Origin of the sequence: Pseudomonas sp. B21-010 (assembly GCF_024749325.1) — a bacterium.
GTDB lineage: Bacteria > Pseudomonadota > Gammaproteobacteria > Pseudomonadales > Pseudomonadaceae > Aquipseudomonas > Aquipseudomonas kilonensis.
Genome location: NZ_CP087198.1, coordinates 927,679 through 953,448 on the forward strand (window position 1 = coordinate 927,679; position 25,770 = coordinate 953,448).

At 59.6% G+C, this 25,770-nt stretch carries 18 protein-coding genes and 1 pseudogene; 6 read left to right on the forward strand and 13 right to left on the reverse strand.

The window, feature by feature from the left end; all coding sequences use genetic code 11:
- Window positions 1-462 precede the first annotated feature (462 nt).
- Together LOY50_RS03915 and LOY50_RS03920 are read right to left on the reverse strand one after the other, a co-directional pair.
- Window positions 463-1,824, reverse strand: coding sequence for a Fic family protein (locus tag LOY50_RS03915; protein WP_258690341.1), 1,362 nt, complete (start codon window positions 1,822-1,824; stop codon window positions 463-465).
- 183 nt (window positions 1,825-2,007) lie between these two features.
- Window positions 2,008-2,280, reverse strand: coding sequence for a hypothetical protein (locus LOY50_RS03920; protein ID WP_024617777.1), 273 nt, complete (start codon window positions 2,278-2,280; stop codon window positions 2,008-2,010).
- A gap of 445 nt (window positions 2,281-2,725) precedes the next feature.
- On the opposite strand from LOY50_RS03920, the gene LOY50_RS03925 reads away from it, so the two are divergent.
- Entirely contained in the window at window positions 2,726-4,207 is a 1,482-nt protein-coding gene (locus LOY50_RS03925; protein WP_258690342.1) for a leucine-rich repeat domain-containing protein, read from the forward strand.
- Window positions 4,208-4,274: 67 nt separating this feature from the next.
- Here the strand turns inward: LOY50_RS03925 and LOY50_RS03930 are convergent, their stop codons facing one another.
- Window positions 4,275-5,246, reverse strand: coding sequence for a LysR family transcriptional regulator (locus LOY50_RS03930; protein WP_258690343.1), 972 nt, complete (start codon window positions 5,244-5,246; stop codon window positions 4,275-4,277).
- Between the two features lie 140 nt (window positions 5,247-5,386).
- On the opposite strand from LOY50_RS03930, the gene LOY50_RS03935 reads away from it, so the two are divergent.
- The 5 genes from LOY50_RS03935 to leuA all read left to right on the forward strand — a co-directional run bounded on the left by LOY50_RS03935 (window position 5,387) and on the right by leuA (window position 10,866).
- Window positions 5,387-6,556: an NADH:flavin oxidoreductase/NADH oxidase gene (locus LOY50_RS03935; RefSeq protein ID WP_024617774.1), complete on the forward strand. Its 1,170-nt coding sequence runs from the start codon at window positions 5,387-5,389 to the stop codon at window positions 6,554-6,556.
- A gap of 50 nt (window positions 6,557-6,606) precedes the next feature.
- Window positions 6,607-6,993, forward strand: coding sequence for a nuclear transport factor 2 family protein (locus LOY50_RS03940; protein ID WP_018612973.1), 387 nt, complete (start codon window positions 6,607-6,609; stop codon window positions 6,991-6,993).
- 162 nt (window positions 6,994-7,155) lie between these two features.
- Window positions 7,156-7,989 carry an oxidoreductase gene (locus LOY50_RS03945; protein ID WP_258690344.1) on the forward strand — a complete coding sequence of 278 codons (834 nt, stop codon included), beginning with the start codon at window positions 7,156-7,158 and terminating at the stop codon, window positions 7,987-7,989.
- A gap of 21 nt (window positions 7,990-8,010) precedes the next feature.
- A complete protein-coding gene (locus LOY50_RS03950; protein WP_258690345.1) occupies window positions 8,011-8,946 on the forward strand; it encodes an AraC family transcriptional regulator in 936 nt (311 codons plus the stop codon).
- 225 nt (window positions 8,947-9,171) lie between these two features.
- Window positions 9,172-10,866: a 2-isopropylmalate synthase gene (leuA, locus tag LOY50_RS03955; protein ID WP_258691204.1), complete on the forward strand. Its 1,695-nt coding sequence runs from the start codon at window positions 9,172-9,174 to the stop codon at window positions 10,864-10,866.
- 40 nt (window positions 10,867-10,906) lie between these two features.
- Here the strand turns inward: leuA and bcsC are convergent, their stop codons facing one another.
- From bcsC to LOY50_RS04005, 10 genes and pseudogenes are all read right to left on the reverse strand, one after another.
- Window positions 10,907-14,383 carry a cellulose synthase complex outer membrane protein BcsC gene (bcsC, locus tag LOY50_RS03960; protein WP_258690346.1) on the reverse strand — a complete coding sequence of 1,159 codons (3,477 nt, stop codon included), beginning with the start codon at window positions 14,381-14,383 and terminating at the stop codon, window positions 10,907-10,909.
- Entirely contained in the window at window positions 14,371-15,486 is a 1,116-nt protein-coding gene (gene bcsZ / locus LOY50_RS03965; protein WP_258690347.1) for a cellulose synthase complex periplasmic endoglucanase BcsZ, read from the reverse strand. The genes bcsC and bcsZ overlap by 13 nt, the downstream gene beginning before the upstream one ends.
- A gap of 4 nt (window positions 15,487-15,490) precedes the next feature.
- Window positions 15,491-17,764 carry a cellulose biosynthesis cyclic di-GMP-binding regulatory protein BcsB gene (gene bcsB / locus LOY50_RS03970; RefSeq protein WP_253471532.1) on the reverse strand — a complete coding sequence of 758 codons (2,274 nt, stop codon included), beginning with the start codon at window positions 17,762-17,764 and terminating at the stop codon, window positions 15,491-15,493.
- Window positions 17,761-20,355, reverse strand: a complete 2,595-nt coding sequence (gene bcsA, locus LOY50_RS03975; protein WP_258690348.1) for a UDP-forming cellulose synthase catalytic subunit — start codon at window positions 20,353-20,355, stop codon at window positions 17,761-17,763. Before bcsA ends, bcsB begins: the two co-directional genes overlap by 4 nt.
- Window positions 20,352-21,074: a cellulose biosynthesis protein BcsQ gene (gene bcsQ / locus LOY50_RS03980; RefSeq protein WP_214512186.1), complete on the reverse strand. Its 723-nt coding sequence runs from the start codon at window positions 21,072-21,074 to the stop codon at window positions 20,352-20,354. The genes bcsA and bcsQ overlap by 4 nt, the downstream gene beginning before the upstream one ends.
- Window positions 21,071-21,313, reverse strand: a complete 243-nt coding sequence (gene bcsR, locus LOY50_RS03985; protein WP_214512187.1) for a cellulose biosynthesis protein BcsR — start codon at window positions 21,311-21,313, stop codon at window positions 21,071-21,073. The genes bcsQ and bcsR overlap by 4 nt, the downstream gene beginning before the upstream one ends.
- Window positions 21,283-22,911 (reverse strand): cellulose biosynthesis protein BcsG, encoded by a 1,629-nt coding sequence (bcsG, locus tag LOY50_RS03990; protein WP_258690349.1) that lies wholly within the window; start codon window positions 22,909-22,911, stop codon window positions 21,283-21,285. Before bcsG ends, bcsR begins: the two co-directional genes overlap by 31 nt.
- Entirely contained in the window at window positions 22,898-23,089 is a 192-nt protein-coding gene (gene bcsF, locus LOY50_RS03995) for a cellulose biosynthesis protein BcsF (protein WP_214512189.1), read from the reverse strand. Before bcsF ends, bcsG begins: the two co-directional genes overlap by 14 nt.
- On the reverse strand, window positions 23,086-24,627 hold the full coding sequence (locus LOY50_RS04000; RefSeq protein WP_253471538.1) for a BcsE family c-di-GMP-binding protein: 1,542 nt from the start codon (window positions 24,625-24,627) through the stop codon (window positions 23,086-23,088). Before LOY50_RS04000 ends, bcsF begins: the two co-directional genes overlap by 4 nt.
- Before the next feature lie 600 nt (window positions 24,628-25,227).
- Window positions 25,228-25,688, reverse strand: a pseudogene (locus LOY50_RS04005) (integrase arm-type DNA-binding domain-containing protein); the annotation flags it as partial.
- Window positions 25,689-25,770 lie beyond the last annotated feature (82 nt).

The window sequence follows — 25,770 nt, forward strand, 5'->3', positions numbered from 1 at the left end:
CTTAATCCTAATATAGAGCTCGGTGACTTGGCCGATGATTTTCAAGAGATTTTAGGTCATGCGCTTTAATTTTTAATTTGGTAGGCCGGTGCAAAAGCGACAGCTGAAGCTCCCAAGCCGACGTAACCGGGTCGTCCGCCAAGTGAGCCAGTAGAGACTGGACGTGCGCTTTGCGCACGAGCCACAGTTCTGTGACACGTTTGGACACATTGGCGGTACCAACGTTTCTCTGGGGCAGTTCACTGCCAGGGCGGTGCGTGTTGTGTTGCTACCGCTTGATCCATATGGGTGTCAGGCACGACTCGGTCGTAGCCATTGATGAGAAAACGGGTACGACGGGTTCAACCGAGCAGGTTGAGACAAAGGGAAACCCTACAGTTAAAAGCTGCAGGGCGAGTTGGCTTTTAGCCTTGACTTGAGACCGGCTAATGGGTGCCCCCATTTTTGCGCAGTGATCATCCATCAGTGGCCATGGAGCGACTTCCAGGACATGAACTCTGATGGTCGTAACCCATAGCGTGCGAGGACCCCTTCGTGCAGTCGACGGAGTTCTTCGATGATCAGCGCTTGCACTTGCGGCTGCTCTCTTTCTGAAACATATTCCGCTACCGAGCGTTGAATACATGACAATGGGTCAAGTTCTGGGTGAGTGATGATTTCCCGAATGGTCTTCTTGATGAAGTCTCGCCATGCCAGGCGTAAAGGGTCCGGCTCCGCAAGGTCTTGCTTGATTGCCAGATATTCCTGTGTTGAGCGTTCGTAGGCCCAGATATACAGGTCGCGAAGCAGCTCTACACGGGTCATTTCGTACACACCCAATGTGGCTCGGCTGTAGGCCTGCTCCGGTACATCCAGAAAGGTCAGCGGACAAAGATTGGCACGGAACAAGGGGAGATTCGCTGCCAGTCGGGATGTGCGTTTATTGATGTCGGCAAAGGGCTGCAAGTAGGGCAGGTGCACCATCATGAAGAAAGACTGCTCGAACGGATCAGCGATCTGATTGGCTTTGCCAAGCAGGACGTCCAGTGCATCTTCAATTTGCTGTGGCGTTGAGAGCGGGCGATAGGTGCTTTTCCCGATGTCGACGGCGTGCTGGCGAATTCGGCCCTCGTCTGCTGGGTTGGGCAGTAGGTTTTCGGCCAGGGAGCTATGCAGGTTCATCAATGTGTAACGGTTGAACTCGGCACTCTCGATGTTCTCGACCAAAAGCTCGATAGCTGTCTTATGGTTTAGGATCATCTGCGTTTCTATAGCGGCCTTGCCCTGTGCTGCCTTACCTTGCTCGATGAGTTGTCGCGTGTCGAGCCGTGAGTAGGTGTTCCCTTCCAGATGGCTTGATGCCCACGACAGATCAATCAACAAGCGATTCAGGACCGCCCGGCTGTAAGTGCCTGCTGGCTCCGTCGCATCTGCGGTTTTGCCCATCCTGTGCAATTGGCGCCGCAACGACTCAGGTAAGTACCCTGTCTCGTTAGGACGATAGGCGTCCAGAAAGTCACGTTGGTAGCCCACCGGCTTGCGCGCTTCTGTGGGCTGGTTGATATAGGCGAGTATGTCCCGGCTGTCTGCAGATAATGGAATGAAGGCAGGGAAGGCATCGGTGTCAGTATTCAGGGCGTGGGTTTCGGCCTGGTGTTCTATTGCGAAATAACGTCGTGCCCTGCCTTCTCCCTGTGCAGTGATTTGGCTGCTTTCGACCAGGTTTGCAAGGATGCGCTGCGCCGTTCGCCGGGCAATTTCAGGGTGCCAGGCCAAGAGCTCTGAGAGGCTCGCCCCACTCTTGGATGCCAGGATACTGTTCAGTATATTGGTGGTCGAAGGCATGGTTATGTTGGCGCTGTTAGAGAAGATTTGGCGCGATTATGGCGCAGTTCTCAGAATCGCGCCATTTTGGATTGAAAATGTGGCGCAGTTCTTGACGAACTGCGCCACAGCTCATCGGAGTAGATAGATGTAGTTGCTCCCGACGGTGGGGGCTACGTTATGGCCATAGTCGCCCGTCTTCACTTACTCCGCCGCCTGCGCCCGCAATCGTCTGCCAATCACATCCATCACATCACACCCATCGCGCAGCGCGATCGTCAGCATTTTGCAGAAGTCGGAAAGCACCAGCGTGTCGGAACTGATCTCCGAGCGGAACGCGATATTTTCCAGAAGTTGGGTCACGGTGCGGATGCGGTAGTCAGCGGTTTCGAAGAGGACATCAAGCGGGGCTTCGGTGTCGATCAGCAGGGTAGCGGGGACGCAGTCGACGCCGGTGATGGGCATGTATCGGTTCATCGGTAGGACCTCATTCAGTTGAAAGGAGCTACCTCGTTGTCGAGTCGCCAAACCCGAGTCGCCATCGGGGCGACGAGGAACTATAGGCCGCCCCGCTCAAGCGCCACAAGACACCGCTTTCCGAGCTTCATGTAGGAGCTTTGGCCTTTCTGCGGCGGTATTTCCCTACATCGCTTTGTGGCTATCAACAGGGCGAGCCAGTCGTCCATTCCGCACATCGTCATGGCTAGAGAGAGGACTGTGGCGAGGGAGCTTGCTCCCGCTGGGCTGCGCAGCGGCCCCGAGATTTTGCGGTCGCTGCGCAACCGAGCGGGAGCAAGCTCCCTCGCCACAGGGTGAAAGCATATGGCGCTACCCAATCCTGCAACCCTCTTCAGTAAGACTCCTTTTTATGCTTCCCTAACGGCCATATCCCCCTTCAATCCCTTTCGCAGACTCCTAGACCGTGCACACCCCCAACCGCAACGCTCTAATCGCCCAACTCGCCACCAACCCCGATGACACCACCACGCGCGCATCGCTCTATCGCGATCTGCTCGACAGCGGGGACGCATCACTGGAAGGTTTACGCGTCGCGGCGGGCCTGGGCGATCCGGCGGCTAAGATGGTGGTGGCTCAACTGAACACCACCGCCCATACAAATCGCCCCGGGCCATGGCTGTCGCAACTGCATGGCCTGCCGGTCGACCATCTGGAGTTGAACAACGCCGAACCGGATTGGTGTGACGCACTGGCCGGGCTGCCCTTGCGCACGCTCGTGCTCAACAGCCCGAGGTTTATCTGCGGCCCGGAAACGTGGCAGCGTTTACCCGCCAATGCCCTCGAAACCTTGGAGGTCAGTAATTTTTCCCGCGACGATAACGCCAATTGCCTCCCGTCGCCCGCACGCTTGCGCCGGCTGAAGTTGCAAACCTACGGCGAGGACTTCGATGACGGTTTCCTCCGTCAACTGAGCGACAGCCCGTTGCAGGAACTGTCGTTGAACCGTTGCGATGACATCACCGACGACGGCCTTAAAGCACTGTCACGCCTCAAGCTGCGCTCCCTGACCTTGCAACGTGTGGGCGAGCTCACGTCCCGTGGCATGGCGCACTTGGCAAGTCATCCCCTTGAACAGTTGTCGCTCAGTGGCAGCGGCGCGATCCTCGACGATCCGTCCTGGCTTGGCGACCTGACGGGGTTGCGCGGGTTGAGTCTGGATGACTGTTATGCAAGCGAGAACGTGTTGCAGGCGATTCGGGGGCTGCCCCTGGAAAAGCTTTCGCTGCACTCTGCGTTCATCTGCGAAGACGATCTTGAAGTGCTGGAGGGAATGCCGCTCGCGGAGCTGGACCTCAAGTGCCTACGCCAGGTGATCGAGCGGCTCGATGTGCTGCACGGGTTTCCGCTCAAGCGATTGGGACTCTCCGATGTGCAGGGCGTCTGCGCCAGTACGTTGAGTGATCTGCGCGGGTTGGCGTTGGAGTCCCTGGACCTGTCCTTGAACGACATCACTTGGAAGGAGCTGAAACAACTGGTCGGCCTGCCGCTGAAGCGGCTCAATCTGAGCTTTTGCCAGGGCGTCGACGGCAAGGTTTTGCGCAAGCTCGTCGAGTTGGGATTGCCATTGGAGGAGCTTGAAATAAGCGGCCTGAACCTGCGCGATGCCGACCTGGCTTGTTTGCGAGACCTGCCCCTGCAGCGCCTGGGTCTGTATGACAGCCCTTGGCTGACTGACGCCGGGGTGGCCCATCTCGCAGGGATGCCGCTGCGGGACCTGACGCTTGGGGCGGATCCAGGGGAATCGCGGATCACGTCGGCCGTGGTGCCTGTATTGGAGCAATTGCCGCTGCAAACACTGTGGTTGCCCAACTGCGCCGGGATCGATGCAAACGGTTGGGACCGCTTGGCCAGGTTGCCAGCCCACGTGACCGGTCCGGGAATCTGACGCGCCGATAGGAATAGGCTGTGCCCAGGGGCCAGTCTCTTTCGTTGCAGCAAGGAGAACCATTAAATCAAGTGTTGTCCGTTTTATTGGCAGCACGCATAAAGTCTACGAACGCACGCAACTTTCCGGGCATGTACTTGCGGTGTGGATAATAGAGATGAAAGGCATCGTCCAGTACGCTGTGCTGTCTCAATATCTGCCGCAACATGCCGTTTGCCAGCTCTTGTTTCGCAAAGTCTTCCAGAACGAATGCAATGCCGTGGCCTTGTATTGCAGCATCAAGGACAGATCTCATTTCGTCGAAGATAAAGCGTCCTTGAACGTCGACTTGAACCATTTGGCCTTGATCTTCAAACTTCCACTCGTACAGTCTGCCGCCAACGGAATAGCGCTGGCGAATGCAGTTGTGGTTTAGCAAGTCATCGATGGTTTGCGGTTCACTTCGCTCGCGGAAATAATCCGGCGCCGCCACCACGATTCGTTTTTGTAATGGCCCCAGCTGCACGGCGATCATGTCATTTTGTACTTTTTTCCCCATCCGTATGCCGATATCAAATCCGGCGTTGACGATATCGCTAAGTTGATTGTCCAGTGATATCTCGACATTGATCAGCGGGAATTTTTCAAGGAACGAAGCCAGGTGCGGCTCAATCAGGATACGGTACGCAACGTATGAAGAATTAACGCGTACGGTGCCCGACGGTTGATCTGTCGCGAGTAATGCTTGTGACAAGGAATTTCTGATCTGAGCAAGCGCAGGTGCTAATGCTGCGTTCAATGACGCGCCAGCCTCGGTCAAACTGACACTACGTGTTGTGCGATTGAACAGTCGCACATTCAGTTGCGCTTCCACATTCTTGATCGTGCGTGATGCCGCAGTTGGCGTGATGCCCATTTCCGCGGCGGCGCGAGCGAAGTTCAAATGCCTGGCAACGGCCTCGAAGGTTAAAAGACCTGGAAGATGCACCTGTGGAGGAGGGATCGCGCCCTCTATGCGTTCAGCGAGAGGTGGCTGCTCGATTATGACCTTATTGCTCATACTGTATGTTCACTTGTGATCATTCACGTCATTATTGCCGATCTCCATACTGGTTACAGCAAGTAACTTCATCACGGATCGCGACAGCGCAAAGCTGTTCTTCAATCTGGTTACTCGGCCCATCATTCCAGAGCAGAACAATGAGCAAGATTTTTGAACCGTTGACTTTACGCGGCGTCACCCTGCGCAACCGCTTCGTCCTTAGTCCGATGTGTCAGTACACGGCGACAGAGGGTCATGCCAGCGATTACCACGCCGTCCACTACGGACGTTTCGCTCTCGGTGGCTTCGGCCTGCTGATGGTCGAGGCTACGGCGGTCTCTCCCGAAGGACGGATCACACACGGCGATCTGGGCCTGTGGGATGACGCTCATATACAAGGCCTGTCACGCATCACCGCTTTTGCCAAGGCCTATGGCGCAACGCCCGGAATTCAGATTGGACATGCTGGACCTAAAGCCAGCATCCAACGAGCCTTTGAAGGGAACGGTCCACTGGATGAACGCGATGCAGCACGCGGAGAACACCCTTGGGTAGTGGTGTCACCGAGCGCACGCCCAGCCGCTGAGGGATGGCTGGTGCCTGACGCGTTGGATGCAAACGGCATCGCCAAGGTACGTTCAGATTTTGTCGCGTCGGCACGACGCGCCTTGCGGGCAGGTTTCGATGTGCTGGAGCTGCACTACGCACATGGCTTCCTGCTTAACGCGTTCTTGTCACCGCTGACCAACGACCGCACCGATGAATACGGTGGCGGCTTCGAGAACCGCATTCGCCTGCCTCTGGAGATCGCTCGCGAGGTGCGTGAGGTCTGGCCGCAGGACAAGCCGCTGTTCGTACGCTTATCGGCAGTCGATGGTAGCAGCAGCGGTTGGACAATCGACGACAGTGTCGCTTTGGCCGCGGCGTTGAAGAAGATCGGCGTCGACGTCGTTGATTGCTCGTCCGGTGGCTTCGGCGTCTACGAATACCCCAACGGCTATGGATTCCAGGTGCCGTTCGCCGCGCAGATTCGTCGCGAGGCAAAAATCGGCACCATGGCCGTGGGGCTCATCAACGATCCGTGGCAAGCCGAAGCGGTAATCGCGTCTGGCCAGGCCGACTTGGTAGCGCTTGGCCATGCAGCTCTGCGCAATCCACACTTCCCGTTGCACGCACAGCAGACGCTAGGGGCCGTTAGCCCAGGGGCCTCGTATGCCAACTGGAATGTTCAGGTGGGCTGGTGGCTCGACCACCGCGAAAGCAAACTTCTCCAATTGGGCCCATGGGCCCCAACGGTTGACGCCGCGGCGAGTGGCCGCATGAATTGATTCCCATGCCGGCCAAAGCGGCTGGTACTTACAACGACCAGGAGTGAAACATGAGCAAGCCTACCTACGTGCACGACTATCAAGCCATCGTCGAGGTACTGAACAAATACAACGAAGGCTGCAAACAGGCAAAAAGCGGCATCATGAAACCCGCTTTCAGCGAGCAGGCGACCATCTTCGGCGTCGATGTCGAGGGCAAGTTGGTTGGCGGTCCGATCCAAGGGCTGTTTGATGCTATAGACAACCCGCCTTTTCGCCCGTCACCCGAAGCTCAGAGTGTATTCGTCAGCATCGATATCGTAAGCACCGCCGCCAGTGCACGCATCGACACCAACGACGTCTCGGGCTTCTCCTTCACCGACTTCTTCAACCTGCTGAAGATCGAGGGCAAGTGGACCGTGGTCAGCAAGATCTACCACACCCACGTCACACCCTGACACTAAGGCCGCTGGATCCTCGCGCTCGGGTTGCCAGCCCACGTGACCGGTCCGGGAATCTGACGCGCTGATAGGAATAGGCAATGCCCCAAGGCAAACCGGCATAGGTGGGCCATTTTTCGATCGTTACCATGGCCTCCTGTTTATCCATTGGAGTTCACCATGCACGACAGAAAAACCCTCTTCATCACCGGCGTGAGCAGTGGCTTGGGCAACGCCCTGGCGCAAGAAGCGTTCGCAGCAGGCCATCGTGTCATCGGCACCGTGCGCAGTGAGGCGGCGTTGCGGGCCTTCGAAGCGCTCTCCACGGAGCGTGCCCATGGCGTGATCCTGGATGTCACCGAGTTCGATCGAGTCGATAGCGCGGTGGCGGAGATAGAAACCACTTACGGCCCGGTCGATGTCCTGGTCAACAATGCCGGCTACGGCCATGAAGGCATCTTCGAAGAATCGCCGCTGGAGGAGATGCGTCGCCAGTTCGACGTCAACGTGTTTGGCGCGGTGGCGGTGACCAAGGCCTTCGTGCCGTATTTTCGCCAGCGCCGTGCCGGTCATATTCTCAATATCACCTCCATGGGCGGCACGATTACCATGCCGGGAATTTCCTATTACTGCGCGAGCAAGTTTGCCCTCGAAGGCCTCTCCGATACGCTGAGCAAGGAGCTGCTACCGTTCAACATCTTCGTGACCGCGGTGGCGCCTGGTTCGTTTCGCACCGACTGGGCGGGGCGTTCGATGCAGCGTACGGCGCGGAGCATTGCCGACTACGACGCCAGTTTCGATCCGATACGTAAAGCGCGCGTGGAAAAAAGCGGCAAGCAACTGGGCGATCCACGGAAAGCGGCGCAAGCGATGTTGCAGATCATTGCCAGCCCGACGCCTCCTGCGCATGTGTTGTTGGGCAGCGATGCACTGAACCTGGTGCGCGACAAACTCAGTCGTGCGGCCAGTGAGATCGATCAATGGGAAGCGCTGACCCGTTCGACCGACGGTTGAGCGGCCAGCAAAGGGGCATCAATGACTCAGGCCTCAAACACCTCGCGCATGGTGCAGTTGATGGAACAGCTTGCGCCGGTCGAGGGCTACAACCTCAGCGCGCTGGAGGACATCCGTTTTCTGCGTTCGAACCGGCCGCTGACGCGCACGCCGGTGTTGTATGAGCCCGGTATCGTGATCCTGTGCCAGGGGCGCAAGCGCGGTTATCTGGGTGAGGACGTTTACGTGTATGACGCCCAGCACTATCTGGTGGTGTCTGTCCCGGTTCCGTTCACCATGGAGACCGACGCCACCGAAGCTGAGCCCATGCTGGCGGTCTACATGCGTCTCGACTTGCAGCTGGCCAGCGAGTTGATGCTGCAAGTGGACGAGACCCACGGCCCCAGCGATGCCCAACCCAAAGGCATGTACGCCTCGCCCATGGACGATTTGCTGCGCAGCTCGACGCTGCGTTTGCTGGAAGCCATGAGTCGCCCGGGCGAAGCGCAAATACTCGGGCCGTCACTGGTACGGGAAATCTACTACCGGATCCTGACCGGCGAGCAGGGCGGCTCGATGCGCGCCGCGCTCAGTCGCCAGGGGCACTTCGGCAAGATCACCCGGGCGATCCGCAAGATCCACAGCTGCTACCACGAGCACCTGGACGTCGAAACGCTCGCCCACGAAGCCAACATGAGCATCCCCAACTTTCACCTGCACTTTCGCAGCGTGACGGACTCCACGCCCATGCAGTACTTGAAATCGACACGCCTGCACCAGGCGCGCTTATTGATGCTGCGCAACACCATGAGCGCCTCGACGGCGGCGTTCAACGTCGGCTACGAAAGCGCCTCGCAATTCAGCCGCGAGTTCAAGCGGATGTTCGGGCGAACGCCTCAGGCGGAGATTGAATGGATGAAGGCGACTTATGCGTTGCCGGCACCTGCTGAGCCGTCTGTTTATGTTTCGTCGCATTAGGGGTGGGCTGGATCCTGCTAGCGCTTAAATTGTTCAAATATTTATAGTTTGAGCATAAATAACCAAGGTGTTAAATTTTATTGGTTATTTTTTGTTGTTTTATCCTTTTGTTGATGTGAAAACGCAATTTGCATCAAGTTATGTTCATTTATGATTGGATCCAATGTTCGGTGGCGTCAGATGCCGAGCCTGCCCACCTATGGACGTATCAAAAGGATAAGCGCCATGATGCTGAAGGATCCTTCCCGCAAATATCGACATTTCACCACCGTGGATCTGCCGGACCGCACATGGCCCGGCCGGGTCCAGTCCGTTGCGCCTAGCTGGTGCAGCGTCGATATGCGCGATGGCAATCAGGCCTTGATCGAGCCGATGAATGCCGAGCGCAAGCGTCGTTTCTTCGACCTGTTGGTCAAGGTCGGTTTCAAGGAAATCGAAGTAGGCTTTCCCGCCGCTTCGCAGACCGATTTTGATTACGTGCGCGAACTTATCGAAACCGGTGCGATTCCCGATGACGTGACGATTCAGGTCATGACGCAAGCCCGCAGCCATCTCATCGAGCGCACGTTTGAGGCATTGAAGGGCGTTCCCCGCGCTATCGTGCATGTGTACAACGCGACCGCACCGGTGTTTCGAGACGTGGTATTCGGTGTTGACCGCGCCGGGTGCATCGAGATTGCCACTCAGGCCACTCGCGAAATCAAACAGCACATGGACAACAATCCCGAGACGCAGTGGACCTTCCAGTATTCCCCCGAGACCTTTTGTTTCACCGAGTTGGATTTCGCATTGCAAGTCTGCGAGGCGGTGACGGACGTCTTCGCACCAACGCCTTCCAACAAGATGATCCTGAACCTGCCGACAACCGTCGAAGTCTCCACGGCCAATGTCTTCGCCGATCAGATTGAATGGTTTTGCCGGCATTTCAGCCGTCGTGACAGCGCGATCATCAGCGTCCATCCGCACAATGACCGGGGCACCGGGGTTTCCACCGCCGAGCAGGCCTGCCTGGCCGGTGCCGAACGGGTCGAGGGCACGCTGTTTGGTAACGGCGAGCGAACCGGCAATGTCGATATCCTCACCCTGGCGATGAATCTCTACACCAGCGGTATCGATCCGCAGCTGGATTTCTCGGACATCATCCACGTCCAGCGCGAGGTGGAATACTGTAATCAGTTGCCTACGCATCCTCGCCATCCTTACGCGGGCGAGTTGGTGTTCACGGCCTTTTCAGGGTCGCATCAGGACGCGATCAAGAAAGGCTTTGCCGTGCGCCAGGCCAACCCCGATGGCTTCTGGGAAGTGCCTTATCTGCCTATTGATCCGGCGGATATGGGGCGCAGTTATGAGGCGGTCATTCGCGTCAATAGCCAATCCGGCAAAGGCGGCGTGGCCTATCTGCTGGAACAGCATGGGGTCGTGATGCCGCGCCGGTTGCAGATGGAGTTCAGTACCCTGGTCCAGCAAGAGGCGGATGGATCGGGCCAGGAGATCAGTAGCGAGATGATCCTTGCGTGCTTTACCCGGCATTATCTGGAGGAGGGCAAGCCCTACACGTTGTTGCAGCCTAAATTGGTCAGCGAAGGCGCTGTGACTTACCTGGAGGGCGTGCTCGACATGGGCGGCACCCAGTTCGACCTCAGCGGTGAGGGCAACGGTCCGCTGGCGGCGCTGGTCGATGCATTTGCCCAGCGTGGCGTTCACTTCGATATCGCCGATTATCATGAGCACGCTGCTCGCGATGGGGCTCAGGCCGAAGCACTGGCCTATGTCGAGATTCGCGTGAACAACCGGCTGCTATTCGGCGCCGCGCGCGACGGCAGTAGTTTGCTGGCGTCGCTCAAGGCGGTGACAAGCGCCGTCAATCACGCATCGCGCCTGGGGCTGCTCAGCGTGATGAGCGCTGCGGTGCCTTGCTGACAGGGTTGCGTGTACAGCCCGGCGCCGCTGCTGTGGCGCTCTAGCGCATATCCGCATAAGGCGAGATCGGCTCCACCGGTAGCGGCAGGTTGCCTTGCCACGGGTCAAATGTGTAGCGCAAGTAAAGCAAGGCCCGGCTCGGGGCGTAGCCTTCGCTGTGCTGCCAGGTGATGCCGGCGCCCAGGACCAGGTTATCGGAAAGGCGACGCTCCACGAGGCCCTGGACACGTAAATTGTAGCCGTTGCTGCTACTGCCACTCTTGGTCAGGGACGGGTTGTCCACCAGCGTCTTGTTCGATTGCGCCAGCAGGCTCTGCAGATCAGCTTCGCGATTGTCTTTGGGGTAGAAATCAGAGCCGTCGATTTTCGCGAACGACCAACCCACTGAGCTTTCGAGCAGGGCCGACCAGTCGGCGTTACGCCAGGCGTAGTTCACCGGCACGCTGACCGAGTAGTACTGCTGCGGGCTGTAGTAGCCGCCCTGGCCGAGTGTGTCTTCGCTCAAGTCCTTGTCGAAGCCCATGTACATCAGGGTCAGGCCAGTGCGCAGACGTTCGTCGGCACGTTCCACCAGGCGATAGTAGTAACCGCCCATGGCTGTGCGCCTTTGGTTGTTCTCAACGTTTTGCCCCACTAACCAATGACTGCTCAGGCTTGCCCACACGCCATCCTTGGCGCCTCGGTCATGGCTCAGGCCCAAGGTGAAGCCGTTGGCGGTAACGCCGCCCCACTGGGTTCCGGTGACCGGATCGACCGCACCGGCATACGACACCAGTGAGTTGGTCAGGGGGCGCCGCGATGCCGTGAGGCGGTAGTCCAGGCTGCTCCAGTCGCCGCTGTAGGTGACACCGCCCACCCAGTTCGACACGGTGAATTCTTGTGGCGTGTGGCCAAGGTCGAAGGCCCATCGATCATCGTGCCAGCCCATGCCCAGCTGGGTGCCGCGCACGCTCTGCGAAGCGCTGGTACAGCCATTCACCACCACCGCGCACAAGCCGAACCGGTCGCTGCTGGAAAAATTGCTGACATCCAGATTTATGTCTTCAGCCTGGACAAAGCCCTGCCCTTGCGCCACCGGTGCGTCGATGCGCAGGATGGTGGTTTGGGTGGTCAGGTCCGAGACCCCCGAGGAACTGTTGTCGGTGCGCCAGGCGACGTCGTGGTAAAGGTTCACCGTCGGATTCTGCTTTTGGTACAGCTCGTCGACGTCGCTGCGGATGCTGCGCTTCAACCAGTCATCGCTGTCGCTGGCACGGCTGGCCAAGGTCATGGCACGGTTGTCGCGCGGTTCGGCCTGTGGCGGTTCGATCATCCTCGCCGCGCCCATGCTGCGCGCATAGTCATCCAGAGCCCGCTGCGGCTCTTCTCGGGACAGCAGGCGCGCCGCATCCCGATAGACCAACGGATCACTTTGCGGGGTATTGAGCAACTGCGCGAACAGCGCGTTCGCACGCGTCTTGTCGCCCAGCGACGCCCAGGCATTGGCCAGCCGGCGCTGAAACGACACATCAGCCGGTACCGGCGCCGACACGGCCATAAGACTGACCTTGGCGGCGTTCGGTTGACCGCTGGCGATCAGCACTTCGCTCAGGCCGAGTTGGGCCTCGGCATTTTTCGGCACGCTGGTCAGCACCTTGCGATAGCGGCTTTCGGCCTGTACCAGGTCGCCACGCTGCTGAGCCCAGTCGGCCAGGGTCAGGTAGTCGTCAATGGTCGGCGCGCGCATCAGCAGCGCTTCGGCCTGGGCCTCATGGCCGCCGTCGCGTAGAGCTCGGGCCTTCGCGAGCAACTGGCGACGCTGCAGACGAGCCCACAGCGCGTTCATGTTGTCGCTCCAGGCGGCACGGGGGATCTGTTGCAGCGTGCCCATGGCATCGCCGTCACGCTCGGCATTGGCCAGAAACAGGCCGTGGGCATAGCGCGCGTCGGCGTTCTGGCCCCGACGTTGTAACAGCCCGTGGAAGCTTTGATCGGCCTCGGCATTGAGACCAAGTTCGCGTTGGGCATTGGCCAAGCGGTACACCAACCAGGGATTGTCCGGGTCCAGCACGCGAGCCTTGCTCAAGGCTACCGTCACATGCGCCCAATCGCTGCGCCGGGTAGCGCCATCGGCCTGCGCATTGAGACGATCCAGCGTCAGTTCTCGACGCACGCTTTGGAACTCTTGCTGTTCCTTGGGCGTCAGGCTGTCGAGGTAGTGCTCGGCCTTTTCCGGTGATTGCGACTGGTACAGGCGGACCATCGCACGCACCGTGCTTGCATTGCTCGGATCGAGCTTGCGCGCACGCACCAGCAAGGCTTCTGCGGTGATGTCATCGGATTCGCCCTGGGCAACGTAGGACAAGCCGATCAGCGGCGCAGGGTCGTTTGGCTTGGCTTGGATCGCCTGCCGGTACCATTTTTTTGCAACGGGATAATCCTTTCGCTCAAGGGCTTTATCACCCTTTTGCACCAGCATCCACTGATAGTTGGCAGCCTTGAGATCCTGCCATTTGGTCATCCAGAAGGTGTCCTGCTCGATGGACGAGGCTTTGACGAAAGCGTGGTATGCCGCTTCGTGCCTGTTCTGGCGCATCAGCGAAACACCCAGCGAGCCCAACAGGCTGGAGTCTTGCGGGTAACGCTTGATCGCCCGAAGCAAACTGGCTTCAGCGCCGACGTTGTTGCCGGCCTCAAGTAATGCCTTGCCTTTGACTCCGGCCTGCCAGGCCGGATCAGTCAGGTATTGCTCCTGCTCTTGCAACTGTTTAGTCGCGTCAGGGCGAAAGCTGGTATTGGGATAGAGCTTCAGAAACACTCGCCAGCCCTGCGCGGTTTCGGGCCCTACCGGTTGTTCGAGCCAATAGTTGTATTCGCGCTCGGCAGCGTTGTTGCTGGCGTTCGGATCGCCGGCCAATTGATGCAGCACGTCCAGTGCCTCAGGATCACGCTTTTCGGCAAACAGCAGGCCGGCCAAGGTCTGGCGCAGCGAGGCATTGCCGGGGTACTGCCGGTCCAGTTCGCGCAACTGCTCGATCACGACAGGGCGCTCGGCCTTGATGCCGCTACGCACGTTCAGATATTCCAGAGCCGTGGCAAAGTCCGGCATGTCATCGCCGAACAACTGTCGATAGGCCTTGATTGCGTCTTCGAAGCGGCCGGCGACGGCCAGCAGGCGCGCCTCCTGCAGCGCCCTTTGACCGTCGGCACCGTGCATTTTCAGCAAGCTCTCGGCCTGACGCAGGGCCGCCGTGCCTGGCGCCTGTTGGCGCAGTTGGGCGACCAGGCGTTCGGCTTCCGGTTGATTTTTTTGCAGCAGTGCCTGGCGGACTTCGACAACTTTCACCTGGGCATTGTCCGGGGCGATCAGCTCCAGACGAGCCAGCGAGTCATGCACCAGGTCTTCGCGGTACAGAGCCTCACCAATGCGGACCTGCTCCAGCAGCCATTGCTGCTGGTCGGGCGGGCTGAGAGGCTCGCCCAGGGCGACCCCATAAACGCTGCTCAGCAGCAGCCCGAAACCGATCATTTTTTGCATGCGGCAATCCAGTTTGGCACGAGGCGTCCGTTCTTATCGAAGCGATAACGTTGTTGGTCCCAGCCCTGCCCGAACAGCATCAGCGATTGGTTGTAATAGGCATCTGCCAAGGGCGGCTGTTGTTGCAGGCGTTGGCGTTGGGTCTTGAGAGCCGCCACGCTGTCCGGGCTGGCAGCCAGCAAGGGCAGCAATGCGGCACTGAAACCAACCGGGCCGGCGCCATTATCAAGACCGCTGAGAGTGTCGACTTTTTCCGGAACGTGGCCCCGCCGCGCAGTCAGGTCCAGCATGGGTTTGAAGTGTTCGATCAACCGGGTGCGCCCGGGGGTATCCTTGTCCAGCATGCCCAGCCAGAGGTAGACACGAATGGCGTCATAGCTACCAACGCTGCCTTTCTGACTGTCCACGGCCCAACCCTGCCCGGGTTTCCACTGTTGCCAGTCGGGTGCCAGGCCCTTGGGTGAACTTTCGATCAGCAGACGCTCGGTGTTGCTGGCCAGCTCTGCCCAGATCGGTGCTTCCAGGGCGAAGCGTGCCAGCAATTGCGGCGGCAGATAGCTGGCATTCAGGCGCCAACCCTCGGCGTTTTCGAATCCGGAGTCGCCGGGCAACAGCATCAGGCCCAGGCCTGGTAGCTTGCGCAGGCTCTGTGCCGCACTGCGCCAGAGCAGGCTGCGGCCCAAGGCCAGGTAATCCGGTTGATGCCACAGACGCCCGGCTTCCAGCAGGCTATAGGCGATCCACAAGTCGGCATCGGTGGCGTTATTGCTATCCAGTACCTGCCAGCGGCCAGCGTTGTCGCGGCCCCACTGCCATGCCGGAAGCTGCCGGCCAAGGTCTCCGCCGGCCAGGTTGTCCTGAGTCCAGCGCAGCACTTTGGCGAAGCTATCGCGGTCATTGCCCAGCAGGGCGAAAAACAGCCCGTAGCTCTGTCCTTCAGACGTGGAGATCAACTGCTCCGAGGAGTGGTCAATGACTCGTCCGTCCGAGCTGAGCATCGCCTGGCGAAAATTCTGCCAGGCCGGCCAGGCGCATTCAGTGGCACCGGCAAAGCCAGGCGCTACGATCAACGCGGCCAAGGCCAGCGTGAAGAAAGCTTTCACCCGACTACTCCTGACCAGCCAGGCGACGACGGGCAGCCCAACGGAGTGCGCGCCACAGCAGGAATGCCGTCAGCAGCACACTGATGGTGGCCATGACCGCCAGCAGGATCGGGTGCTCGGACAATTGGTACCAGAGCAGCAGCCACCACGGAAGGTGGCCGACGAAGTACTGCTGGCCCACCCAACTGCTGTCTACGCCACTGCTGCGGATCAGCGCCACAGAACCGGCAACGGCGTCCATTTTTCCCACGTCGCCCAGGGTGTCGCGCAGCAGTTGGTAATCAGCGTCATCGCTCGCCAGCAAGGCCACGATGCTGCGCTGTGGGTGATACGGCGACTGCAAGCCAACGATGGCGGCGATCGGCGCCTGGGCGCTGACTTCGATGCGGTTGGCAGCCAGGTCGCGTTCATCGCTGAACTGACCGGCGCGGGTCGATTTGCCGCTCTGTTCGTGGGACGGTTTGAGTAGCCAGGCACGCGTCTTGTCCAGCACCAGGTTGGCATCGGCACCATCGCCCACGCCCGGCGCCATGGCGCCGAACACCAGCAGATCGACATCCGCCTTGGCGTCGTCCCAGTTGTCCGACAGCCGCAGGCCAAACGCTGGCAGGCCTGAGCGCGCAGAGATTCCGGCGATGGTCTCGAACACCGTACTCAGTTGCACAGCACTGCTGTGGGGCGGCACCATCACCAGGGTTTGCGACAGGTCAGCCATACGGCTGTATGGAAAACCGCTTCGGGCCAGGGCGCGCAGGTCGGGCATGGCGATGTAGTGATAGTAACCGGACAGGTCGATGGTCGACTCTTCATCAATCACGGCCTGGTTGTTCACCGGCAGTGAAGTCTGGCAACGGTCGCGCTGGGCACTGCCAAAGGTGCTGGCGAAGTTGAAGTCGAAACGCAGGGTGTTACGGTCGCCAATCTTCAGCGCTGGCACCAGCAACTTGTCGCTGTGGTTCGCCGACTCGTTGGACAACACCGCCAGGCGCAGCTCCTCCAGACGGCTGTCGGTCTTGCTTTGCAGTGCCAGGCTGGTGATGAACTGGTTGTTCAGGCTGATGCTCAAGCGCGATTCGTCGTTGACCGACGGTGGCGTGTAACGGAACTTGGTTTGCAGCCCAATCCCTTGGTTACGCCAGACGAACAGGTCAGGCGGCAGATTCACGTCCACCGTGATGGGACGTGGCTGCAGCCCGTTGGCCTGAAGCTGCTCGGGGTACTTGATCAACTCGGCGAAACGTACCGCGCGGTCCGTGCGCATCCAGTTCGGCGCGTCATAAGGCACCCGAGGCTTGAGCTGCTCGACCTTGTTGACCGTCACGCTCGAGCCTCGGAACGCGCCTGCGCCCAAGGCCAGGGCGCGGGCAGCTACAGCCAGGTCATCTTCATTGCGACCCAATACCAGCAACACTTTGCTGTAGGGATCCTGCGGGTTGTCGATCATCTGTACTACGGGTGCATCCACGGCCGGGAACTTGTCTGTGTCAGCCAGGAAGGACGGACGATGATCGTTGGTGGCAAAGACAATGGCCGACTTGGCGCGATGGTGTTCATCAGCGGGCGGCAGCTGGTCGAACAGAACGGGGAACTGCGCACCACGCCAAGCGGCCAGGCTGCCGAAATAGGACACCAGGATCCCGGCTGCACGCTGTTCGCCCAGGGTCGGCGCATCGGCCAGGACCATATTCAGGACCGGCTTGTCCTGGCCCCGAGCGTCGAAGAAAGGCATCGGAAAATAGGCCAGGTCGTTCTTGAGTGTGAGTGCCTGCTCCTGCAATTGGATCTGGCTGCTACGCCCAACGTTCAGCCATAGCGTGCTGTTGGCTGGATCTTCACAGATATCGGTGTAGTGGCCGACGAACTCCAGGCGTATGCGGTTGAAGTCCGAAATCAGTCGCGGGTCCAGGGCTACCGATTGGTTGACCCTCTTACCCAGTTGGTCCTTTTCGATCGGCACAACGCTCATCAGCACGTCGTTGAGATACACACGTAGATGCGAGATCTGTGGCTGCAGCGAAGGCGACGGCGTGTACTCCAGCTGCAGTTTCGCGTCACTGGCAATACGATCGCGACGCAGGCTGAACTCGATCTGGTCGCTATTGTGGATGCCCAGCAACAGGCTGTCGGCGGGACGGCCCAGCTGTTCGAAGCTGTACGCGGTGTTCCAGCTCGGTACGTTGCTGGCCGCGGCCGGCGCTAGTGCGGTGGCGGCCTGGGCACAAACGGTGGTCAGGAGCGCCAGACTGGCAACAAGGGTTTTGCTGAAGTAGCGGCTCATGGTGCGCTCACTGATCGAGAGTTGAGAGTCGGGGCAACTGCCGGCATGCGCGGCAGGAAACTGGCCAGCCAGCGCAATATTCGCAACGGCGGGCCGGCGATGCGGCGGATCCAGGCAGGCAGGTATTCGTAGAGGCGGTAGTAACCGGTGCCGCCAAGTTTGAGAATGTCCACAAAACTGTGCAGCGGGCGATCCGGGGTGAATTTCTCGCCCCAGTTGAGCCACGCGTCGGCGCGGGCAAACGTGCACTGCACAAAGTCGACTTTCTGTTGTGCATTGAGGCCCGTGAAGCTGATACCGATGAAGTGCTTGTGGCTGCGGCTGATATAGCCCGGGAACACGAATTCACGGGTGCCGCGCTGCATCATCAGCGAGATGCTCCCTCCCACCGCCAGCGACTGTGGGGTGTCGAGTTGGATGCCTGCGCCACCGTCGGAATAGTCCTGCAACATGCCTGGATAACAGTGACCATTCTCAAGGCGCACTGCAGCGGGCAACTTGACGTATACCCGGTGGGTCTGGCGGACCTGGCGCACTTCAGCGGCGACCGCCATGGCGCCCCCGATGATCAGCAGGTTGTAGATCACCCAGAGAATACTCACCGCAACGGTGACAATCTCGTCGCGGGGGCCGCAGATCAGACGCCAGACGGCAAAACCCAGGCCGGTAATGTTCAGCAACGCCAGTAGCAGGTACGGCTGGGCGATTTTCCAGTCAAACTGGTTCTGCTCCATCAGGCCGCCCTTGGCGGTGACATTGAACTTGCCTTTGCTGGGGTTAAGCAGTGCCACGGTGGTAGGGCGCGCGATGTACCAAGCCAGGACGGTCTCGTACACCTCCCCCCAGAAAGTCCGACGATAGTCGCCCTGCAGCCGCGAGTTGGTGAGGCTTGCGTGGATCATGTGTGGTAGCACGTACAGCAGGATCATCAGCGCCGGGGCGTAGATGATGTAGGCATGCAGGAACAAGAACGCCAGCGGCGCCATCAGAAACACCAAGCGCGGCAGGCCGGCCAAAAAGTGCATCATCGCGTTGGCGTAACAGATGCGCTGGAAGAGGGTCAGGCCTTTTCCGAACAAGGGGTTGTCGGTGCGGAAGATCTGCGCCATGCCACGGGCCCAGCGAATGCGCTGGCCGATATGCGCTGACAGGCTTTCGGTCGCCAGGCCAGCCGCTTGCGGCAATTTGATATAGGCCGAGTTCCAGCCGTTGCGGTGCAGGCGTAGTGCCGTGTGGGCGTCTTCGGTAACCGTCTCGACGGCAAAGCCGCCAATCGCATCCAGCGCGGTGCGCCGCAGCACCGCGCATGAGCCGCAGAAAAACGCCGCGTTCCACATGTCGTTGCCGTCCTGAATCAACCCGTAGAACAACTCGCCCTCGTTGGGGTGCTCGCGGAATACATTGAGGTTTCGCTCGAAGGGGTCCGGTGACAGGAAATGGTGCGGGGTCTGCACCAGCGCGAGTTTCGGATCACGCAAAAAGCCCCCGGTGGTCATCTGCAGGAAAGAGCGCACAGGTATGTGGTCACAGTCGAAGATGGCGACCAGTTCGCCGTTCAGTTGCTTCAGCGCGTGGTTGAGGTTACCGGCCTTGGCATGACGATTGTCGCTGCGAGTGATGTAGCCCACGCCTACTTCGGCGGCGAATTGGCGGAAGCTCTCGCGTTTGCCGTCATCGAGAATGTAGATGTTCAGCTTGTCGGCCGGCCAGTCAATGCCCATGGCCGCGTACACCGTACCTCGCACGATCGACAGGTCTTCGTTGTAGGTCGGGATCAACAGGTCGACGCTCGGCCACAGGCGTGTGTCGCGCGGCAGCGGCGCCGGTTTTCGGCCCAAGGGCCAGCACGTCTGGATGTACCCCAGGATCAGCACTAACCAGGAATAAGTCTCGGCCACCAGCAGGATCATCCCGCACATCAGGTCCAGGGGCTGGTTCCAGTTCAGGGTCGAGGTGTAGCGCCACCACAGGTAACGGCACGAGACGATGGTCGACAGTACCACCATCAACAACGTCGCAAAGCGGCCCGGAACCCGCCGCACCAGCAGGGCCAAGCCCCACAGCAGCAAGACGAATACCAACTGGGAGACGTAGCCGAAGGGCTCGGTGATGCACAGCAACGTAAAAGTGAAGGCGACGACACCGATGGCCGCGTTGATCAATTGTTGGCTGTGACGGTCCAGGCCTTTCCACCAATGGCTGCTCTGACGAATTTGCTGGCTGGACTCGGCGCGCTGGGGCAACGCTTCCAGCACCTTGCCAATCCACGTCCACTGCCGCAGGTACAGCGCTCCGACGCGTTTGAGCCAGGCTGGGGTCGACAGCGTCCACACCCGCGGCCTGGCCGGGCGAACCAGCAGTAGCCAGAGGCTTTGTACCGCATAGCGCAACGGATCGCCCAGGCTCGGCGCCTTGTCGCTCAGTTGTGGATACCAGCGCTTTGGCTGATCGAGCACTGCGCGCCAGTTCGGTGACTCCAGGCGCAACAGCAGCCATGCCAGGGCGTTCATTGTCGCCAGCAGCAACGCAACTGGCGGAGTACCGTCATAGCGCCGACGCAGGTGAGCGTAAGGGAAAATGCGAGCGATCATGCCGTCCCCATGCGTTGGGTCAGGCACCAGGTGGCCAGGCTCAGCACATCCTGGGCAACCAGACTGGCCTGGGCATAAGCCCCCACCGGCATCTTGAACGCTTGGGCTTCGCGCATCGCTTCATCCTGATGCACGTTGAGAGGCAGCAGGCGGGCACCATATTGTTTGCGCCAGATCAGCAGCAGGTCGCGCTGCAATTGGCTGACCGGGTCGAAGCGGTTGATCAGCAGATGCTCGCGGGGGGCTTCCTCCTGCTGCAACAGCACGTGACAGGCAGCGTCCGCCTCGACAATCTGCAGGCGCAACGCACAGGGTCCGACACAAGCATGACCGGGCAGTCGCAAGGGTACATCGAACAGGATCCAGTCAAAGTGCTCGGCAAGGGCGGCCTGTCGGCGGCGCCATAGATTCGGCTCGTTCAGCAGGCGCTGCTCGACGTGGTCCTGCTCTTCCCGTTTCAGGCGGCCGTAAGGCAACACACTCAATCCCGGTTCCACGGTCCAGGCCTGGGTGTTCCAGCCCTTACCTTCGATCATGGCGCGCGCCCAGCCACCGCGCTCGCCGATGCTGACACTGAAGTGCAGGCGAAGCAGGTTTTCCGGGCACATGTCGACCAGCAGCACGCGCTCGCCCAGGCTATGCAATGCATAGCCTGTGGCCGCCAGCAGCGAGCTGGTGCCGACACCGCCGCGCAGACCACGCAGGCTAAGTGCGGTCACGACAGCATCTCCAGTCCGGACTCACGTACCATCGGCAGGGCCGCCGGCTGCAGGCGTTCCATCTCTGCCAGCAGCGGCCAGCGATGCAGGGCCTTTTGCAATTCGATCTGTGCGGAGGTGTCCACGTAGTCCAGTTCGGGCAGCTCAAGCGCCAGTTTCAGGCGGGCGATGTCATCGGCACGATCCGCACGCGACTGCACCCGTGCCTTCACTTGAAGCGCTGTGGGTAAGGCAGCCATCCTGCTTTCTCCTTGATTCGTATGTAAGGTTTCCCGGCGTAGTCAACGACCACCGTGCCAGCGTTTTCGGAGACTGCCGCTGTCTGCGGCAGATTGCTCAGCAGAGCCGACCAGTCGAGACCCTGGCCATCCACCTGGGGCTGGGCGCTATACAAGCGGCTGATGATTTCCGACAGGGCCAGGAAACTGCTCGGATCGGTGATGTGCAGGGGGGCAGAACCGGGCTTATGCCCCATGCCCACCAACTTGATGCCGACCGGCACGAGGGTAATGGACTGGCTCGGGATCTCGCGCATACCGGCGATCTGCATACGGTCGCCATGCAGCGCCGCACCATGCTCCGGCACGATCACCACCACTACCCGACGGCCACTGAGTTCCAGTTGTTTGATGAAGCCATTGAGGTCATCGATCAGCCCTTGGGCAAGCGGTTTGTAATCGCTGCTCCTGGTGCCGCCATCAGCGGTCAGCGCACGGTTGCCGTCATGCAATGTGGTGGTGTTGTAGAACAGCGCCACGCGATCGTTCTCTTCTGCTTCGCGGTGCTTCCACCAGGAGTCCAGTACTTGAGCATCGCGCAGGATCGCCGAACCGTCGAAACCCACCAAGGCACGCGGTAATTTGCTGGTACTGATCGCGGGCCCCGGCAATGACCCTTGGGCGCGGACTTCGTCAAGGAATCCTTCGAACTGCCCACTGTGGTTGAGCATGACTTCGCTGGAAAAGCCCAGCTTGCTCAGGTCGTCCATCAACATGCACTGCTCCGGGGCGGTGCCATAGAGCTGGCTGTGCGGAACCTGTCCACAACTGGCGCGCAGCAGGCGGATCGCCGCCGGGCCGCTGTAGGAAGTGGCCGAGTTGAAGTTGTCGAAAATAACGTCCATCTGCTGGAACAGCGTGTTATCGCGCAGGCCCACGGTTTCCAGATCATCCCAGGACATGGAGCAGATATTGATCAGCAACAGGTCGAAAGGCTGCGCTGCAGAGGCCGCAGGCTTGAACTCCACCTGCCGTCCAGCCTCGGTGCTATAGAACTTCTGCAGGTAGGCTTCCAGTGTCGCGCTGTCCGGAGGGGCCGTGCTCACCGCTGCAATGGGAGCGTCACTGGCCGCCTCCGCGACCGGCTCGTTGCTGGGGTTCAGGGCTAGCACATTCGCGCTGGCCAGCCAGGCTAAACCCAGCACACTCAGAGTGGTCAGGCGCAGCCAGTGCCGGACGAAGACGTAGACCACCACCAGCACAGCCAGCAGCGCACACAGGTTCCAGTCAATGAAACGACCCATCAGTTCGACCATGTATGCACCGCTGAAATCCAGCACGCCTGGCTGGCTCAGCAGGCGGCTGAAGGGCGGCAGCCAGGTGTCCTGGTAAAACAGCGCAACACCCACGGGGATCGCGATGGCTGTGCGCAGGATACGCAGATAACGATGCGGCAACGGCAGCAGCAACGCCGCCGCGAATACCAGGTTGGGCAATACCTGCAAGTTCAGGTAACCCGCCCACAGCAATGCGAACTTGAGGATGAAATACAGATTCCAGGGGCCCAGGCCCGGCCAGACGCGCACTGACGCCGGGGTAATGACTTCAAACTGGCTCATTGGGCTCGCTCTGGGCCGGGGCACGACGACGCACACCACGGGATTTCAGGTAACGCGGGGGCAGGAGACCCTGCACGACAGATAGAAAATGGCGACCGAACCTGATCAGTACCACGATCAATGCCAGGGTCAGCAGGCTACTGAGGCCAATCGCCTGTATCAGCTGGGAATAACTCATGAACAAGGGTCCGTAATGGGCAGTGTGGTGCGTCGAGGCGAATAGGCAACACGGCCGGCAGCTTCGGCGGAGCTACCGGCCGTGCGTTCTTCTGCCAGAGCGAACGTGGGAGGCAGCAAGGGTGCCGCGAGGAAGTCCTCGCGCGGCAACGCTTCAATGCCTTGGAGAATCTGGAAACTGCTGAAAAGATCGCGCCAGGCGAGCCGACAGATATTCCCCAATGCGGGTTCCAGTCCGTCCGCGCGACAGCCAAACAGGAACAGATAAAAGGCACCGTTGACCACGCAGGCGACGTCACCGAAACGACGCAAGCCGATTTGACTCGAGTACTGCTCGATTTCCAGGCCACCGCGCGGCATCAGCTTGAGCAGTTGGTGGCTGATTTCTCCAGAGGCGCCGTTATAGACGCGCTCCACCATGCCGATGAATTCCCGGGGCGTTAACAGACCGCGCTCGGGGGGCGGCCGCAGACGTTCGAATAGAGACTGGAAGTTGGTGGTGTGGCTCCGGCGCCAGGTCTGGCCCTGGGCTCTGTCGATGATGCTGAAGAAGTGCGCCAGCGTCGTCCCATAGGGCACGGTGATGTTGGCACCGCAGGACACCAGCAAACGCTCGTCCCGATAACGCAGGCAGGGTTCCATCTCGCGGATGATGATCTTCAGTGCGATACCGCAGCGCTCGCGCAGGTCGTGAATCTGACGAGCCAACGCTTCGACGTGCAGATTGCTGTCGATGGCCACGATGATACTGGCAGCACGCGCGTGACTGGCTTGCTGGAGCAAGTCCTCGCGGCTCTCGAACAGCCTCCACTGATCCGACAACGGCGGCGAGCCTTCAAGCACAGAACGCTGGGTCAGGTAGATCCGCTGGTCGTCGGTATGGGGCACTTGCACATTGGCCTGCTCATTGACCGACAGCGCAAAACCGTCCACCAGCAACTCGAGCTCGAACTCCTGCCCGCTGCACACGCCCAGTTCGCTGCGCCAGTAGTGCAATTGATAGCGAATACCACCATCACGGCGATAGAGCTGAGCGAGCCCGGAGATCGTATCGTTGAGCCGCAACAAACCGTCATGCAGTTGAGGTGTCTGGCCATGGCTGATCACCAACAGGGAGCATTGGCGTGCGCCCAGCCATTGCCTCAGTGACAGGCAGCAATGCCGCAGCTGCGGCGCGACGTCGCCCTGCCATGCGCTCCCCGGCAGCATCAACACAATGGTAGTGCCGGCAACCGGAGCAGCACGGGTCAGCTCACCGACCAGCGATTTGAGGGTCAGGCCAATGTCGTCTTTGTTGATGTCAAACAGCTTCAGCTGACCAGGACCGGTATCTGCCGCCAGTTTCTGGGCCAGGTCCTGACTTGAATGTCCGCAGCACACTAACATCCCTTGCGCATGGGCCGGCATCGCTGCCAGGCACTGGATCGCCAGCGCGGCAGAGTCGCTCGCCTGATCCACTGCCACCCAATAGAGCCCGCTGTCACGTAACAAAATCTGCTCATCGCGCAGATGGCGGATGTCTAAGGTGACCTGACTCAAATGAAACTCCCTTTTCCTTTAAATCGGATGCGGCGCGATCAGCACCTTCCCTGGCGTTACAGTTTTTCAAATGCGTCACGTTTCTGACGACTAGCACAAGCTCTCCGAGCCGGGCTCAGTGTCAGACTTAGTCAGCATGAATAGGATGTTGCACTGCCAAGCAGCCCCCATGATGTTCAGGAAGCGAGCTTTCAAAGCAGTATCGAGCGGCTCGAAGAAGACGAAACATCGCATTCTCCGCCGATCACCATTGCCAGACTCTCTTGTGCCTCGGTGACGGCGCGCAATTGTGATGACGTCGGACTGATAGTGTCAATAAATTGTAACGAAATAGCTCAAATATTGTGCATAAACGGTTTGGCTGGAGATTTCGCCATTTTATTGGCGATTGGGCGGGGCCGCCTAATTTCAACACGCTGATTTATACCGCTTGGGGAATGCTCCGCTGTACGCTGCTGGGTTCAAGGTGGGTCGCCGGCCGGCCGCTGAAACTCAACAGGTAAGGGGGCATCTCATTGCCGGGCAGAGCGGCCGCCTGATCACTCATCTATAACGCCAACGAGTAAACAAACCGCTTACCACGATTGTGAGGCGACCCCACATTCGGGCGCTGACTTCCGAGAGAGGCGTTGATTTCATGCTCGGAAACACATGCAGTGTGAGGGAGCGCCAAATGTCTTCGGCATACGCCGGCGTGACGGAATCCTTCTTCAACTCGAACCCGGCGGTGGCGACGTTCTCGAAGGTGTGTTCTGTTTCTGCTCGTTTGGCTTTCTGCAGCTCATTGCGCTGAGCTTTTGGGTCGATGCCCTGTGCAAGCAGCTCTCTAGCCTCAACGTTTTCTTCCTTGCTTGCGCAAGAGAAACCTGGGGATAAGAGCCGAGTGCCATGTTGATTCGATTTTTGGTGACGGGATGCCGGTAGTTGAAATTCTACTGCGTCGAGCGATTGACCCAGACTCGCAGCTGGAGCCCGTCGCCATCGGTGAGGACGTAATCCTTGCCCTTCGGTTTGATCGCCTTGGGCTGGCGGTCGGAGAGGTGGGTGGTTTGAGCGCACATGAGATGTACTCCATGACACTTTTTGGTATTTCCAAGATTAGCCTCGGGTAGCCGGGAATACCGTTGGGAATACTAAATCACT